Genomic DNA, 16,249 nt, shown 5'->3' with positions numbered 1-16,249 from the left:
CGTAGTCCTGGTTCAAGCCGGCCACGCTCTGGCGGTACTGGCTGTTGGAGGCGGTGAAGCCCAGGAGCCAGTAGCCGTAAGGCAGCGAGTAGTGAATGGTCTGGCCTTCGGTGCCCTTGCCCGGATCGCCGAACAGGTGACCGTTGATGCTGTGGTTGGCGCTGACGTAGAGCAGGTCGTTCAGGCCGAAGGGGTTGTCCAGCGAGACGGTGGCGCCGGATTGGTAGCGGCCCGTGGCCTTGGTGCCGCTGTCGTCCAGGCTCAGGTTGACGCGCCACTTCTTGGATTGGACGTACTTGACGACAAGGTCGCTGTCGCCGGGCTTGGCGTCTGCGGCTGTCGAGGGTTCGATCTGGATGTCGGCTTCGGCGGTGGGGGAACGCTTGAGGTTTTCCAGGCCCTGTTCGATGTCGCGCAGGTTCAGCAGGTCACCGGGGCGGGCGGGGATGGCGGTGGCAAGCAAGGCTGAGCTGCCGAGCAAGGTCGATGAGGAGTCTGCGGTCGTGCGGATGGCTGCGATGCGGCCTGGCACGAGGGACAGCGTCAAGGTGCCGGTCGACAGATCCTGCGGCGCAGCGAGAACGCGGGTCGTGACGTAACCGCGAGCGATGGCGGCTTGCTGGGCACGGGCGAGGACTACGTTGACGCCGGCGGTGCCGAGGCAGCGACCGATGGGGGAATCGTGCCCATCGGGGCCGGAGAGATCGGCGACGGCCCATTGGAAGGACTCGGATTTCTCACCGACCAGCAGCACTCGGTCGATACGAAAACACGGCGACTCGGCCTCAGGGATACGCTGGTTTGGCGCTGGTGGCGCTGCCTGCGGACGCTGGTCGACGGTGCGCTCGTTCTGCTCGCGCAACGCGCGTTCGCGCTCTTGCTGGCGTTGCTGCTCGACGAAGGGCTGCGGCGTGGTAGGTGATTGCTGGGCCACGGCCAGTAGCGGGCCGACTGCCATGACAGCAGCCAGCAAGTTGAGCTTCAAATCAGACCCCCTTCTTTATTTTTTTCGACGACGTCGGTCAAAACTTGCACCGTCAACGAACTGCGCTCGCAGCCTCCTATGCCGACCCAGTCTCCCGTCCGAATAGGGTGACGATCCTGCCACTAAGGCACCTATCTCAACCACGTAACCCGGCACAACCTACTGCGAATAGCCGCACAACCCACTAAAGCTCAACCAGTAGCGACGATGCATCCGCCGAAACGCTGCTCAGCGTCTCTACGCTCGAATCATCACGGGATGAATACGACGGGTACGCGGCTACCTCAATGCACGGCACGCAGTCCAGCAAAGAATCTGAAAATATGTGCTGCCCTCGTTGATGTAAATGCCTCTTATTTGGCGTGATTGAAAAGATCGTACAAAGCAAAATCATTCGCAAGTATTTGCGAATTTTTGCAAGTTAAATTTCTCAATTAACCGCAAGGCTTTATCCCTCAGCATTGAATCGCCTTCGCTTTGCTTCAAAAGTTCCAGGTATAGATTTTGCGCAAATTCACCATACGCATAAAGCCCCGCCTCACCGGGATTAAAAAGCAGGTCACTAATAACCACAAAATCAATAGGTGCGCCTTCAATGCCACTTGCATGGGGCAAAAAATAAAACTCCACCTCATCTTCATACCCCAATCCTCGATGCTTGTACAGGAGATCAAGACTTGATGTCATCCCCGGCATATCTAATCTATCAAGATTGCTTTGAACTATTCCCGTCAATGCATAGTTCAACAACGCACCCAGTTTTTCATTAGTTTGTGCAAATTTGAAATTTTTTAAGGCCAAGATGCGGCTCCTATTGGATAGGCGGTTTTGACATCTGGAACTCCACTGGAACCGGGGCCAACGCCCACCCTCCATTGAAGTCCTCCGACGCGAACAATAATGGTAGCCTGTCCAGCAGCACCCGATGTCACATATTGATTAATCGCCGATTGGCTGGCAGATTGCGCCATTTTCGCCATATCAGCAGGAGAGTAGACCGCTGGATCAAAAACTGTTTTTGTAGCAACATTTTTGCCAGGCAATTGGTATTGCACTTCATATATTCCGTCAGTTCCTGCAACTTTTGTTGAACTTACGACGATGCCCCCGTTTACATTCAGTGCAATGTTAAACGCACTTTGATCATGCGTTCCATAGAGATTTTTCCCCGACCCTGAGTATGCATTTGTGCCCTCATCTATTAAGTGAATATCCAAGGACGAGTTGCCGGCACGCACCGTACCTACGGCATTGGGCGTTGAACTTGTTGGCGGCGTATAGCCATCAAAGCCGATACCTGACCCATTTGGTGGGCGTGGGCCACTTCCAATCGGCGGATCTGGCAGCAATATAGTTGGAAAATTTTCCGTTTCGCCTGGAGTTTTGATTGGGCCCAGTGTCGGGAGACGCGGGGCTGTCGCGCCACTCCCGAGCGAACCAGCACTACCGTTCGGCACGACCTCGCCCGTGACAGGGTCGATATCACCAATGACTGGCCCCTTGCCCCCAGAGCCGCGACTGAATCCCGGCGGAAGGTCGTCACCGGTTGAACCTGCGCTCCCGGTCGGACGAGCAGTCGTCCGACCGCTGCCACCGCCCGAGCCAGTCACTGCACCAGCCAGATGCAGGCCAGCACCTGCAATATCCGCAGGCTGGACTTCGCTCCACATCTTCGCGTACTCCGGCGACATGCCCCGTGCAGCCAAATCCTGGAGCACCTTTTCTCTGGGCACAGACGCCGCACGCCCACCCGCCGTGAACGCGTCGTTGGAGTCCGTCCGCGCAAGCGACTGTGTGAACGTGATGCAGGTGGGCTCTCCCTGACACAGATCGGCGGTCTGCTTCTGCGTGAAGCCGGTACCGGTCCACGCCTCCCTGGCGACCGTCGCACACACTCTCCCGGTGATGCAGTTCTCCGCATCGGCCGTTTGCTGGCGGTCCACCACCTGCCATTTCGCGGTCTCCGCCCGAACACAGGTCGTGTCCCCTGGTGCACAAGCCGCCAGCGCCTTCTTGAAGGCATCTTCCTGCGGATGACTCAGGTAGTTGTTCTCGGCCGCGTTTCCGCCCGCCTGGGCGCCGATGCTGGCGCCGCTGCCATCGGGGTTACCGACCACAGCTCCCGCGATTCCACCCATCAGATTCGCGATGGCAATGGTCTGCGTCGCCAGGCTTTGATCGTTGTTCGGATTGAACGCACCCGCCACGAGGTGCCCAACCACCGCTCCCAGGGCCCCTGCACTGCATCCGTCGCTGCCGCTGCCGCCAGAAACACCCGCTCTGGCCGCGCCCGCGACACAACCCGCAATCGCATGAGCAACATTCGCTGCAAATGCATTGAGCGTCGGACTGTCGCTCAACGATGGCATCAACGCCCCGATCTGGCCGGCTGCAAGGGCGGCCCCTGTGTTAATGAAGCCGGTCTTGATCGCCGCCTCCAGGCTGTCCCCCAGGCTCCCACCATAGACGGCGTTATTCACCACTGCGCCAGCCACGGCCTGGCTCACATAGCGGCCCAACAACTGAGTAGGAGATGACCCTGCCGCAATGCTCGCGTTAGCCACGCCTTCAGGCAGGAGGGTGCCGACACCTTGAATAGCGCCGGCTGTCAGCATGCCTGACAGGATACTTTTGATCGATGCACTCGATCCCAGCTCCTTGAGCACCTTGCCGATGTTGCCGTCGTTTTCCACCAAGGACACACTGGCCGTGCTGATCATGGACACCAGACCGGCCTCCATCACAGTGCCCATGGAAGAGATGCCCAGCGAATTCGCCAGAACCTGCCCCAGACTGCTGGTGGCCGCGCCTGTCCCGGCCACGGCTGTACCAGTGGTCCCCGAGGTCGCCGTCAACCCGGTCCCACCAGTGGCGACCGTTACGACCAGGGCCACGATCACCTTGGAGGCCGGTCCCAGCGTCACATAGGTGTTGTCCCACTGCTCGTGAACCTCTTTCACGCGCTGCCAGTCGACCTTGCTTGCAAGGCTCGGATCGTTCTGCAACTGGCCGATCCAGGCCATGCCAGGCTGCTGCGCCAATGCACCGGGGGTATCGAGGCCGCCGAGCTGCGCATTGATGCTGCCAGCGCTCAGGTTGACGTTCTTCGCATTGAACTGGTTGTAGCGCGTGACGTCATTCTTCTGCCCCGAGTCCCCACCCGTCACGAACCACGCATCGTTGTCGATGCCGCTCTGGCTCACGCTCACGTTGTCCTTGGCGGTGAGCAGGTTCAACTGCCCCGGCGTGGTCACGTTCAGCGTGTTCGCATTGACCTCGGTCGCCTGGCTGTTGATGTCTCCCTTGGCCTGGATGTTGACGGTGCCGCCGCTGAGCTGCGTACCGTTCGACACGGTCGCGCTCGCATCCCGCTTGGCATTGCGGCTGCTGCCGTCCTCGTTCTTGTTGTTGACCGACAGCTCGTTTTGGCTGGCCAGCAGGTTGATGTCGCCGCCCGCATCCAGCGTGAGCGTGCCGCGCGTCGGCATGGAAGGCCCGGCGATGTTCGAGTTGTCGTGGTTCAGGCGCGGCGTACCTCCATCGCCCATGGCCACGACGCTGCCGGTCCCGCTGCGTCGGGTGTCCACAGGCTGGGTCGCGTCGTTGATGGCCTGCTGTGTCTTCGCGTCTGCTCCGGCCGCAAGCACACCGCCCTCGACGGTCAAGTCGCGGCCCGAGCGCAGCGTGACGTCGCCTGCCCCCATCACCACACTGGACTGGGCATTGCCCATCTGGATCTGGTTCTTGATGTAGTACTGGCTCTTGTCGTCACCCAACTGGTTGTCGAACGCGGTCTGCTGGCTGCCCGAGACGATGGTGAGATCGCGCTTGGCCTCCAGAACAACGTTGCCCTGGCTGCTGGAGATATGCACGGCTTGCGCGCTCAGGTCGCGCCCGGCCTGCAATCCGATGTCGCCCACGGCCGTGATCTGCGTACCCACCTGCTGTTGGCGAGACTCGTTGCGGCTGTAGCCGGCGACCTGCACGCTCTCACTGCTGGCAGTGGTCACGGTGCCCAGCAAGATGTCGCGACCGGCCTGCAAGGTGGTACCGGCTTTCTCGCCCCCCGTGCTTGTTCCTTGGTTGGAGACGATGGCGCCCGCAAGCACAAGGTCGCGCCCCGCATCGATCGACAGCTTTGCGCCGGGCTGGCCTGCGTTGCCAACGTAGACGCCGGCCACGCGGTCGAGCACGGTGTCGCTGCGGCCGCTTTCAGCGTTGGTGCTGGTGCGGGTGGTGCTGGCAATGGTGATGTCGCGCTTGGCCTGCAGATCGACGGCACTTTGCCCATCGATCATGCCGCCGATGTTCATCAGATCGGTGTTGGCCTTGGCGCTTACGCTGTCGCCGGTGATGCGCCCGCCCAGATTGGCGATGTTGTCGGCGCTCAGGCTCACGGCCTGGCGACCGGCGATGGTGCCGCTGATGTTGAGCAGGTCGCCGCTGATGTTCAGGTCGATGCTCTTGCCCGCGAGCAGGGCACCCGAGCCATCGATGTCGCCGGGGCGCGCACGCACGTAGACCTGGGGCACGAGCACTTGCTGCGTGCTGCCGTCAGGCAGCGTGACAGTCTGCTTCACCAGCCAGACGATGTCGCTGGTCAACTGCGCCATCTGCGCGTCCGTCAGGGCAACGCCGACCGTCAGGTTGTACTTCTGGGCGAAGGTCGCGCCCGAGTTCATCAGCGCCGTGTATTGGGTCTGGTCGTCCCCGAAGCCATCGAGGTAACGCGAGCCAGTGAGCTTGGCAACCTGCTGGTCGATCAGTTGCTGCTCATAAAAGCCATCGCCCAGGCGCTTGAGCGTGTTGTTCGGGTCTTGCCCCAGGTTGTTCAACAGGTAGTCGCTGCTGAGCCAGGAGCGGTATTGCGCAAAGGCTGGATCGGTGGCGATCAGGTAGCGGCTGCCCGCATCGGGTTGCGTGCGAAACAAGCTCGCGCTGGGCACGCCGAGGTTCGGTGTGGTGGTGCGCACCACGGTGGGGGTGGCTCCACTGGCAGTACCTGTGCCGCTGGCGCCATTGGCGGCGCCAGCGGCATTGGCTTGGGTGCCCGTGGCATTCCCCGAGCCTGTCACGGCCAGGGGCACTTGCACGATGGGCGAGACGCGCGTGTTGGCGTTGAGAGCACCGCTGCCTTGAGCCACGACACCGGAATTACCACCGGCGTTCAGGCCCCCGATGGACGTGCCATTGGCGCCCACCGCCGTGTTGCCCTGCTGCACGCCTGTGGCCAGCACCACTGTGGTGTTGATGGTCTGGTTGTACGGCGTGATCACCGGCCGGGCGTTGTCACCCGCGCCGACCATCGTGCCGGTGGTGCCGATCTGCTTCAACTGAGCGTCGGCGGTCAAGCCTTGGTTGACGATGTTGCCACCGTGCACATTAAGCGCACCACCGGCCACGATCTGGCTCATGTCGTTCAAGCCACTGGCGACATTGAGGTTCATCGCGCCGCCCGAGAGGATCTTGCCCGGCGCGGAGCTTTGCAGCACGGGAGTGCTGCCGGTCTCGGTGTAGTCCCAGTAGGTGTAGGCGTTGGTCAGCCCCCCGGGGCCGGGCGAGTACTGGATATTCATGGACGGCGGCTTGCCGACAATGGCGGCCATGAATTTCGAGGTCTGGGCATCCAGGGCCTCGTGCGCCGCATTGAAGCCGGGCAAGGCGTCGTATTCAGCCTGGGTAAGCGGATGATCGAACTTGACGGTCCCGTCCGCCAGGAAGTGGCTTTCCATGTTGCCCACCGTGACCTGGTCCTGTGTGAGCCCATGCAGATAGGCAGGCAGTTCGACGGACGGCGGCGCGACACCGAACGCCGCCCAGATGGGATCGGTGGCAGGGTAAAAGTACCCCGGATCGCCGCCGCGCTCTGCACTGTGACGGGGTGGGTTCAGGTAGTAGGCACCGAACTTGTCGATGGGATACCCCGTCAATTTCGGGATGATGATGTTGCGGTACGGGGTCGAACCCAACTCACTGCCCGAGACAGCCTTCCAGGACGGCCATACCTCGGGGTTCTGTCCATAGGAGTTTTTCTGGTTGCAGAACGCAAGCCCGGCACAGGGGTTGTCGACGACGCCCAGGAACACATCTGCCGCGTCATAGCGTTGCAGCGGGGAAGTCTGCAGTGCGAACTGCACGACGTGCGTGCTGGTGCCGCTGTCCACCATTGTGTAGGTCACGCCACCGTTGGTGTTGGCCAAGGTGTTCGTGTTGATGTTCACCTGGCCCTGAGCCTGGATGGTCGCGGCGTGGTTGTTGATGGCGCTTGCCCGGCCGCTGGCTTGGCTGTTTGCGTCCAAGGTGCCGGCGATGTTCACATCGCCCAGGCTCAAGATCAGGGCACCATCGCTGTTGTTCAGCGTGCCGACGCCCAGATCCAGACGCTTGCGAGCTGCGATGGTGGCCGCAGTGGTAGTACCGTCGGCCGTCTCGGCGATGTTGTTGAGGGTGCCGGCCTGGATCGACAACTGGTCGCCGTAGATGCGGCCAGTTCCGATGTTGGTGACGGTGTTGCTGCCCATCACGAGCGTTGTGGTTCCGTCGATGAGGCCGCGGTTGGTCAGTGTGTCGTGAGCAATCGCGGTGGTGGTGCCCAGCGAGGTGATCTGCCCGGTGGCGGCGATGTCCAGGTTGTTGGCCTCCACCCAGGTCGACTTACCAGAGGTGATCTTGCCGGCGTTGGAGATGTTTCCGCTACTGGTCAGGGTCAGGTTGCCGATGGCCGCCAGGGCGCCGTCCTGAGCGACAGTGATGTTCTTGCTGGCGTTGATGGTGAGGTCGGCGCCCGACTGAATCTTGCCGCCCAGGGTGCCCTGGTCCAGCCGCAGTTCGACGCCCTTGTTGGCGACCAGCGTGCCGCCAGTGTTCAGGAGATTGAGCGTCCTGGGGGCTGTCGCTGGACTTGCTGCATTGGGATCAACAATGCGCAGCGTACCCATGGCCGAGACAAATCCGTTGGTGTTGTCCGCCGTGCCGCCGCTCGTGATGGTGACATCCTGGTCACCTCGAATGGAGCCCTTGCTGTTGTTCAGGCCGCCGACATTGAGGCCGACATTCTTGCCCTCGATGCCTTGATCCTGGGCTTGGGTGTTTGCGTTAGTGACCGAGGCGGCGTTCAGGGTGGTCGTGCCAAGCGAACGGATCAGGGCGCCGGTGTTGTCGACGGTGCCGCCGCCCGTCGCGATGGTGAGATCGCCCACGGCCTGGGTTTGGCCACCGCCGCTGTTGTCATAGTTGGCGCCGTTGGCATTGAGGGTGACCGTGGATTGGCCGAGAACGACGCCATTGCCCGTGTTCGTGAATGCCTGCGTGCTCGCATTCAGCGCGTTCTTGGCGCCGATGTAGCCGCTCCCATTGTTCACCGCGCCTGCGGTGAGCGTCAGTGTGTCCGCACTGGTGATGCCGCCCAAGCCCGTCGCGAAGCCGGCCGCGTTCGAGTTGATGAGTGCCTGGCCGTGGGTGTCGATGGTCATCGCACCACCGCTCTGAATCAGGCCTGCGTCATTGGACAATGCGCCGGCTTGCAGGTTGGCGGTGGTCGTTGCAGCCAGCACGCCGGTGTTGTTCACGAGCTGCTGGCCGTTGGTGTTCACCGACAGGGCCGTGCCCGAGACGGTGCCGCCAGTGTTTGTCAGGCCGCCATTGATCAGCGTGGTATTGCCGCCCGCCGTCATCAAGCCCTTGGCATTGACGCTCGTGCCGAAGGTCGTGATGGCAAGGTTCGCCTTCACCGAGGCAATCGTGCCTTGGGTGTTGTCCAGACTTTCCGCCGTGAGCGTGCTACTGCCATTGGCGGCGATGGAGCCCCTCGCGTTGGTGGCGGCGCCGGCGACGGTCACCGCAAGGTCTCCGACGGCCGTAATGCTTCCTGCATCGTTGGTGAGGGCCCCGGCCTTCACGACTCCATTGCCGCCAGCGGTGATCACGCCCTTGGCGCCGTTGTCCAAAGCCGCCGTTGCAGTCACCGACAAGTCTGCCTTGTTGGCCGTGCGCAGTACGCCGTTCTGGTTCGCCAGGCTGCCTGCGGCGACGGTGATGGCGCCGTTGCTGACGATCCCACCGCCGTTGTTCTCAAGTGCCCCCGCGACAGTGAGGGCGGTGGCATTGGTGCCAGTCTGAAGAATCTGGCCGCCGTTGTTGCTCAAGGACGCGGCGGCGATGGTGATCTGCTCGACGTCGATGACGCCACCATCCTGGACGAAGCCGCCTGACATCGCAACGTTGAGTACACCATTGCCGATGATCCGGCCGTTAGCACCGCTGTAGCTACCACCCGCAATGCTCAACGTGCCCGCCCCAGCATGCTCAACCTTGCCCGCCGAATTCGTGATCGCATTCGCCTGAAGCGCCAGGTCTTGCCCATTGCTGGCAATGCGTCCGCCGTCGTTGTTCAAGGTGCCAGAAGTGGCAATGGTGGTCGCACCAGTGCCGGTCTGCACGATCTCGCCGCCATTCGTGTTGGCGATGTTCGAAGCGCTCAGCTTCAGTTGCCCGGCATTGAGCTGACCGGCGTCGTTCACCAAAGTCTGGCCGGGCTGGGCGTTGGCCGTGACGCTCAATGTGCCGGGTGTCACGACCGTGGCCTTGCTGCCGGTGACCACGTTGCCCTGGGTCGCGGTGATCGCGATGTTGGCTGCGCTGGTCTGGCCGGCCGAAAGATCGACGCTCGCGCCTTGCAACGTGGCGTTGCCGGCTGCGAGGTTCGCCCCGTTGGCAGTCAGCGCGCCGGAAGCCGTGACGCGCAGATCGCCCACGCCACCGAGCTTGCCGTCGCCCTGCACGCCAGCACCGAGCACGCCGGTGCTGCTGCCTTGCAGGCTGCCTGTCGTGACCGTCGTGTTTCGGCCGGCGGTGATGCTGCTGCTGTTGGCGAGCGCACCGGAGACGTTGAGCGTCGTATCGTTGGTGCCGCGAATGGTGCCGCTGTTGCTCAGCGAGCCGGCCTGGACATTCAGGTCCGTGGCCGCACCGATGCTGCCACCGCTGCCATTGATCAACGGGCCGCTCGTCGCAACCTGCACGCCGGCCTGTGCCGACTGGATGCTGCCCTTGCTGTTGTCCAGCGATGCGGCCGTGAGCGCGACATTGTTGTTGGCGATCAGGGTGCCCGACGTGTTGTTCACCGCCCCCGCAACGCTCGCGGTCAGCGCACCCGTGGCCGAGATCACGCCGCGCGTGTTGTCGGCCTTGCCGCCGACCGTGAGGTTCGCATCGGTGCCGCTGGTCAGCGTGCCGTCGACATTGATCAGGTCGCCACTCGTGACGATGTTCAGGTTGCCTGCATTCAGCTTGCCGCCGCTGTTGTCCAACTGGCCCACATTGGCGCTGAAGCTGTTGCTGGCGCTCAAGGTCCCGCCCGCGTTGCTGAAGCCCGGACCCGAGACGGCCATGCTTGCCACCGACAGCGTGCCGCCTGCGTTGTTAACCTGCGGCGTGTTCAGCGTGATGGGGCCGCCTGCGTAGATGCGTCCACCGTCGTTGGAGAGGGTGCCCCCCGCGGTGATGACGCCGGGCGCGGGTGGGGTGTACGTGGCGGGCGTGAATGTGCCGCCCGTACCGGCGCTGCTGCCGTCCGTGGCAGATGGCGTCGTCGTGCCGCCACCGCTGGTTGGCGTCGTGCCTCCCGGGTTCGTCGCACCACTGCTGCCGCCAGTGCCCGAGCTGCCTGTCGCGGCGCTCGCAGGTTCGGCACCGATCACGCCGCCTTGGGTATTGCTCAAGACCGGCGCGGTGATGGTCAGGCCGGCCGTGCTGGTCTGACGAATCGTGCCGCCGCGGTTGTCGATGTCTCCGGGGGTGGTCAACTCGACGCGCTGGCCCTCCAGGGTGCCGATGTTCTCGAGACGACCGGCGGCCGTGACCACAAGCCCACCGACACCGGCGCCGATGTTGCCGGCGTTGCGTACGCCCAGGCCGGCCTCCGTGCCGATCAAGTTGATCTTGTTCGCATACATGCCGCCCAACGCGGCGACGTCGAGCGCAAAGGTCGGCGCGGCACCGGTGCCCGATGTGGGCGTGATCTGGCCGTGGTCGGCGCTGATCTGGTTCGCACCGGTCACCACCTTGAGCTCACTCGCCCAGATGCCGGCATTGGCCTGCACGGCCCGCGCCAGGATGGCCGCGTAATCGGTCGTGCGGGCATCGAGGCCCGCGCCGTCGATGGTGACGGTGCCGCCGCGCACCAGGAAGCTGTCGAGCCCCCCGATCGCATTGAACTGCGGCGTGCCTGTGGTCAGCGTAGCGCGCGAGGCATTGATGAAGCCGCCGCCGTCCACGCTGATGCCGGCCGGATTCGCGATGATCACTTCCGCGCGCTGCCCACCCACCTCGATGTAGCCGCGAAGCTGGCTCGGCGAGCCGCCATTGACCTCGTTCAGGATGATCCGGGCCGGGCCCGTGGCCAGGAACGGATTGCCCTGCACATACCCGCCCAGTTGCGTCTGGACGTTCGCGCGGCTGTTGTTGAGGATCGCTCCGTTGGGCGCGACGTTGAACTGGTTGTAGACGTTGCGCGAGACACCCGCCGCGCTCGGCGTCGCGATGTTGATCAGCGGCACACCGTTGGGCGCCACCAGCACGGTGGGACGCAGGCCGGGCGATACGTTGGGCGCTCCGACGATCTGCGCATGCACCGATGTCGGCGTCAGCATTCCGGCCAGTACCGCCCCCGCCAGCATGGGCGCCAGCGCCGCGGCGCCGGCCAGCAGCGCACCACCCACCGCCGTCGTCGTCGCCCTGTTCGCCCCTTTGCCCGTGCTCGTGGCCGTTTCCTGAACCACCATGCGCATGCCTCTGGCGGCATTGAAGACGATGCGATGCAAATGGCGATTCATGCCCTGAACTCCCTGAGAATTTTTTTACTACGTGCGACGGTTCTGTATCAAAACGCGTCGGGGTCAAGATTGTCAGGGAACGTGGCGTCTGAATTAAGGGGTGCCTGATGTCAGCCTGCGCACAAGGTCACAAATATGCGGCAGCGGCAAAAGTTATTAACTCCCTCATTAATGCTTTGGTACTGGAGTTCGATCAGCCTCAAGTCCCGCGATCGAAGCTTGCCCTGCCCGAGAAAGAGCATCGGGTCATCGAGGCATCGACTCTCGACGGGCTCATGCGCAAACGCATCGCCAACGACCCGCCCCATAAAATCAAGCGCCCGCGAACGTCGGGGTGCGGCGGTTCACCCCAACGTCGGCACGACAGAAGAAAAGCCCCGGAGACATCACCATGGACCGCTGGACCGAAATCGCACTGCTGGTGCAGATCGCCGATGCCGGCAGCCTGAGCCGTGCGGCCGAGGCGCTGGGGCTGTCGAACGCGGCCGCGAGCCGCCACCTGAGCGCGCTCGAAGCCCGACTGGGCGCGCGGCTGGTCGAGCGCAACACGCGCCGCCTGTACCTGACCGACACCGGCCGCGAGTTCTGCGGCCGCGCGCGCACCATCCTGGCCGACCTGTCCGATGCCGAATCGACGGTGAACGCGACCGCGCTCAACCCCACGGGCACGCTGCGCATCACGGCGTCGCTGTCGTTCTCGATCCACCACATCGCGCCGCTGCTGCGCGAGTACACGCAGCGCTACCCGGGCGTGACGGTGCACGTGGAGGCGGCCAACCGCTACTTCGACCTGATCGACAACAACATCGACGTGGCGATCCGCACGCGCGAGTTCGAGCCCGATTCAAACGTCACGATCCGCCGGCTGGGCGAGACGCGGCGCATTCTCGCGGCCTCGCCGCGCTACTTCGCGCAGCACGGCTTTCCGAAGACGCTCGACGAGCTGAAGCAACACAAGCTGCTGATCTACACCCACGCCAACAACCCGAACGAGCTGCGCTTCAGCCGCAAGGGCGAGACCCACACGGTGTCGGTCAGCGGCCTGCTCGAATCGAACGACGGCCAGGTGCTGCGCGCCGCCGCGCTCGACGGCATGGGCATCCTGGTGCAGCCGACCTACATCGTCTATGAAGACATCGTGGCCGGCCGGCTGGTGCCCACGCTGGACGACTGGGACCTGCCGCACCTGACGATCAACCTGGCCTACCCGAGCCGCAAGCACCTGTCGGCCAAGGTGCGCAGCTTCATCGACTTCATGGCGGCGCATTTCCAGAAGATGGACTACGAGCGCAAGTGGACCGGCCACTTCGGCACGCACTGACCGACAGGCCGACCGGGCCTTTCGCTGAAAAAGGTGCGTAAACGCACATCCCGGATTTCGGCAGCTCCGCACACTGGAACCGCAACCGCTGCATTTCGCGGCGGCCCAGTGTTGTCAATCAAGTTTCCAAGGATCTGCCATGAACACCCAGGCCGTAGCCGCCAACACCGCGCGTGCGCCGATCGCCTCGCCGCTGTCCACCCTCTCCCCGGCCAACACCGACGACGCGGGCAAGCTGCTGCTTCGCGTGAGCGTCGGCTTCCTGGTGCTGCTGCACGGCGTCTTCAAGCTGTCGGCCGGCGTGGGCTTCATCGGCGGCATGCTGGCCAAGGCGGGGCTTCCGAGCGGGCTGGCCTACCTGGTGTTCGTCGGCGAGATCATCGCCCCGCTGCTGATGATGGCGGGCCTGTTCACCCGCGCGGCCGCCGGCGTGGTGGTCATCAACATGATCGTGGCCCTGGGCCTCGTGCACATGGCCGACCTGTTCGCGCTGACCAAGCAAGGCGGCTGGGCGCTCGAACTGCAGGGCCTGTACCTGTTCGGCGCGTTGACGGTGGTGCTGCTGGGCGCTGGCCGCTTCAGCATCGGCGGGCGCAACGGCCGCTGGAACTGATCCCGGCCTTCCGGCTCAGCCGGCGTCGCCCCGCACCTGCGAGACCATCCGCTCCAGGCGGCCGACGTCGGCCACCAGCAGGGCCTTGCCGTCCTTGCGCAGCACGCCGCTGCGCACCAGCACATTCAGCTCGCGCGTGACCTGCTCGCGGTTGGTGCTGATCTGGCTGGCCAGCGCCGCATGCTTGGGCGCCGGCTCCAGCCGGGCCTGGTTGCCTTCGCCGCCGGCGGTGCGCGCCAAGCGCAGCAGTTCGGCATGCAGCCGGTTCTGCACGCCCAGGGTGCTGAGGTCGATCACGCGCTCGGAGAGCTGCCGCACCAGCGATGCCAGGCGCTGCATCACGCGCTCGGCCACCAGCGGTTCGTCGCGCAGCAGCGCCATGAAGGCGGGCCGGTCGAGGCTGGCGACCACGCTGGATTCAAGCGTGACCACGTCGGCGGAACGCGGGCCGCCGTCGATGGCAGCGATGTCGCCGAAATGCTCGCCAGCTTCGGAATCGCGGAAGGTGACCTGCCGGCCGTTGGCCGAATAGGTCGTCACCCGCACGCGGCCCGAGACCAGCAGGAACACCTCGCCCTGCTGCTCGGCGCGCAGCAGCAGCGGCTTGCCGGCCTCCACGCTGTGCCACAGGCATTGCCGGGCCAACAGGTCGAGGCGCTGGTCGGAGAGGCCTTCGAGCAGCGCGATCTGGCGCAGCGCGAGGCTGGAGCGGGGAGAGTCTGGAGGTGGGGCCATGCCGGTCGGTAGGGGCGCGCGCATTATGCTCGGGTGCCGTTTCGAACCCGTTCATGGACAGACGTTCCCCCCTTCCGCCTTCTTTTCCGCTGAGAGCGCCGACACGGCGCAACCTGCGCTGGGCGAGCGGGCTGGTGCTCATGGCCTATGTGACGGCCCACCTGCTGAACCATTCGCTCGGCATCTATTCCTTTGCCGCGGCCGAAACCGTGCTGCGGGGCGTGCAGATGTTCTGGCACAGCCTGCCGGGCACCCTGCTGCTGTACGGCGCCGCGGCCACGCACCTCGCCCTGGCCGTGATCGCGCTGTGGGAACGCCGCACCCTGCGCATGCCGCCGCTGGAGGCACTGCGCGTGCTGCTGGGCTTTGCGTTGCCGCTGCTGCTGGCCAAGCACCTGACGGCCATGCGCGGCGCGTACCTGGCCTACGGCATCGACGGCTCGTATGTGCGCGTCGTCTGGGGCCTGTGGGACTGGCCGGGCGCCACGGCGCAATTGGGGATGATGCTCGCGGCCTGGACGCATGGCTGCCTGGGCCTGCACTTCGCGCTGCGCGCACAGCCGGCCTACCGGCGCTTTTCTTATGTGCTGCTGGCCGTGGCCGTGCTGCTGCCGGTGACGGCCGCGATGGGCTTCGTTTCGATGGGCCGCGAGTTCCAGTGGACCGGCGTGCCGCAGGTGACCGTGCCGACAGCCGCGCAAGGCAAGTCGCTCGGCGCGGTGGAAGACGGCATCAAGTGGTTCTACGGGCTGGCGCTGTTCACCCTGCTGACGGCCCGATGGGGCCGGAACTGGTTTGCGCGCCTGTCGCGCCAACCCTCGGTGGCCCTGCGCTACCCGGACCGCACGGTGCACGTGCCGCTCGGCTGGAGCGTGCTGGAAGCAAGCCGATCGCATGGCATCGACCATGTGTCGATCTGCGGCGGACGGGCGCGCTGCTCGACCTGCCGCGTGCGCGTGGTCGGCCCCGCGGATCACATCGGCATGCCGGGCCGCGACGAGCAGCGCACGCTCGAACGCGTGCGCGCACCGGACGACGTGCGGCTGGCCTGCCAGCTGCGCCCGCGCGGCGACATCGAGGTCACGCCGCTGTTCGCGCCGCTGCCCAACGAAGGCCGGCCCGCACCGGTCGGCAGCTTCGGGCGCGAGCGCGACGTGGCGATTCTGTTCGTCGACCTGCGCCGCTGGTCGGGCCTCTCTGAGCGGCAGTGGCCCTTCGACCTGGCCTATGTGCTCGACCGCTACTTCGCCACGGTCGGCGCGGCCGTGCGCGAGAGTGGCGGCGTGCCGAACCAGTTCATCGGCGATAGCGTGATGGCGATCTTCGGACTGGAAACCGACCTCCCCACCGCATGCAAGCAGGCATTGCACGCCACCACGCTCATCGCCCGGCGCATGGACGCATGGAGCGAAGGCTTCGAGGCCCAGTTCGGCCAGCGACTGGACTTCGGCATGGGCCTGCATGCAGGCCGCGCGGCAGTGGGCGAAGTGGGCTACATGGAGACCACCACCTTCACCGCCATCGGCGAAGTGGTCAACACCGCGAGCCGCCTGCAGGACCATTCGAAGACGGCCGCGTCGCGCCTTGTGGTCTCGCTGTTCGCGGCCGAACAGGCGGGCATGGCGGACACGATGGGCCACGCCGAGACACTCACCGTGCGCGGACGTTCCGAGCCCCTGCAAGTGCTGTATCCGCAGCCTGCGACCCTTCCCGCGTAATCGACGAAAGCGGTGCGCAAACGCACATCGCCGATTGCGCTGCGG

General features: G+C 64.4%; 7 protein-coding genes. 3 read left to right on the top strand and 4 right to left on the bottom strand.

Annotation, left to right across the window (positions count from 1 at the left end):
• The 3 genes from BLQ28_RS29005 to BLQ28_RS29000 all read right to left on the bottom strand — a co-directional run.
• The coding region (locus tag BLQ28_RS29005) for a ShlB/FhaC/HecB family hemolysin secretion/activation protein (RefSeq protein WP_143012595.1) at window positions 1-958 on the bottom strand (958 nt) is incomplete at its 3' end.
• 417 nt (window positions 959-1,375) lie between these two features.
• A complete protein-coding gene (locus BLQ28_RS32840) occupies window positions 1,376-1,786 on the bottom strand; it encodes a hypothetical protein (protein ID WP_143012594.1) in 411 nt (136 codons plus the stop codon).
• Window positions 1,777-11,817 carry a two-partner secretion domain-containing protein gene (locus BLQ28_RS29000; protein WP_093246776.1) on the bottom strand — a complete coding sequence of 3,347 codons (10,041 nt, stop codon included), beginning with the start codon at window positions 11,815-11,817 and terminating at the stop codon, window positions 1,777-1,779. Before BLQ28_RS29000 ends, BLQ28_RS32840 begins: the two co-directional genes overlap by 10 nt.
• A 391-nt stretch (window positions 11,818-12,208) precedes the next feature.
• On the opposite strand from BLQ28_RS29000, the gene BLQ28_RS28995 reads away from it, so the two are divergent.
• Window positions 12,209-13,138: a LysR family transcriptional regulator gene (locus tag BLQ28_RS28995; RefSeq protein WP_093246775.1), complete on the top strand. Its 930-nt coding sequence runs from the start codon at window positions 12,209-12,211 to the stop codon at window positions 13,136-13,138.
• A gap of 139 nt (window positions 13,139-13,277) precedes the next feature.
• Entirely contained in the window at window positions 13,278-13,751 is a 474-nt protein-coding gene (locus BLQ28_RS28990; RefSeq protein WP_093246774.1) for a DoxX family protein, read from the top strand.
• A gap of 15 nt (window positions 13,752-13,766) precedes the next feature.
• On the opposite strand, the gene BLQ28_RS28985 is transcribed toward BLQ28_RS28990, so the two are convergent.
• On the bottom strand, window positions 13,767-14,510 hold the full coding sequence (locus tag BLQ28_RS28985; protein WP_176801254.1) for a Crp/Fnr family transcriptional regulator: 744 nt from the start codon (window positions 14,508-14,510) through the stop codon (window positions 13,767-13,769).
• Between the two features lie 29 nt (window positions 14,511-14,539).
• Between BLQ28_RS28985 and BLQ28_RS28980 the strand changes: the two genes are divergently transcribed.
• A complete protein-coding gene (locus BLQ28_RS28980) occupies window positions 14,540-16,204 on the top strand; it encodes an adenylate/guanylate cyclase domain-containing protein (protein WP_093246772.1) in 1,665 nt (554 codons plus the stop codon).
• Window positions 16,205-16,249 lie beyond the last annotated feature (45 nt).

This window comes from Variovorax sp. EL159 (assembly GCF_900100965.1).
Taxonomy (GTDB): Bacteria; Pseudomonadota; Gammaproteobacteria; order Burkholderiales; family Burkholderiaceae_C; genus Variovorax.
Note: the sequence above shows the minus strand (reverse complement) of the source record. Positions and strands in the feature narration are given on the sequence as shown.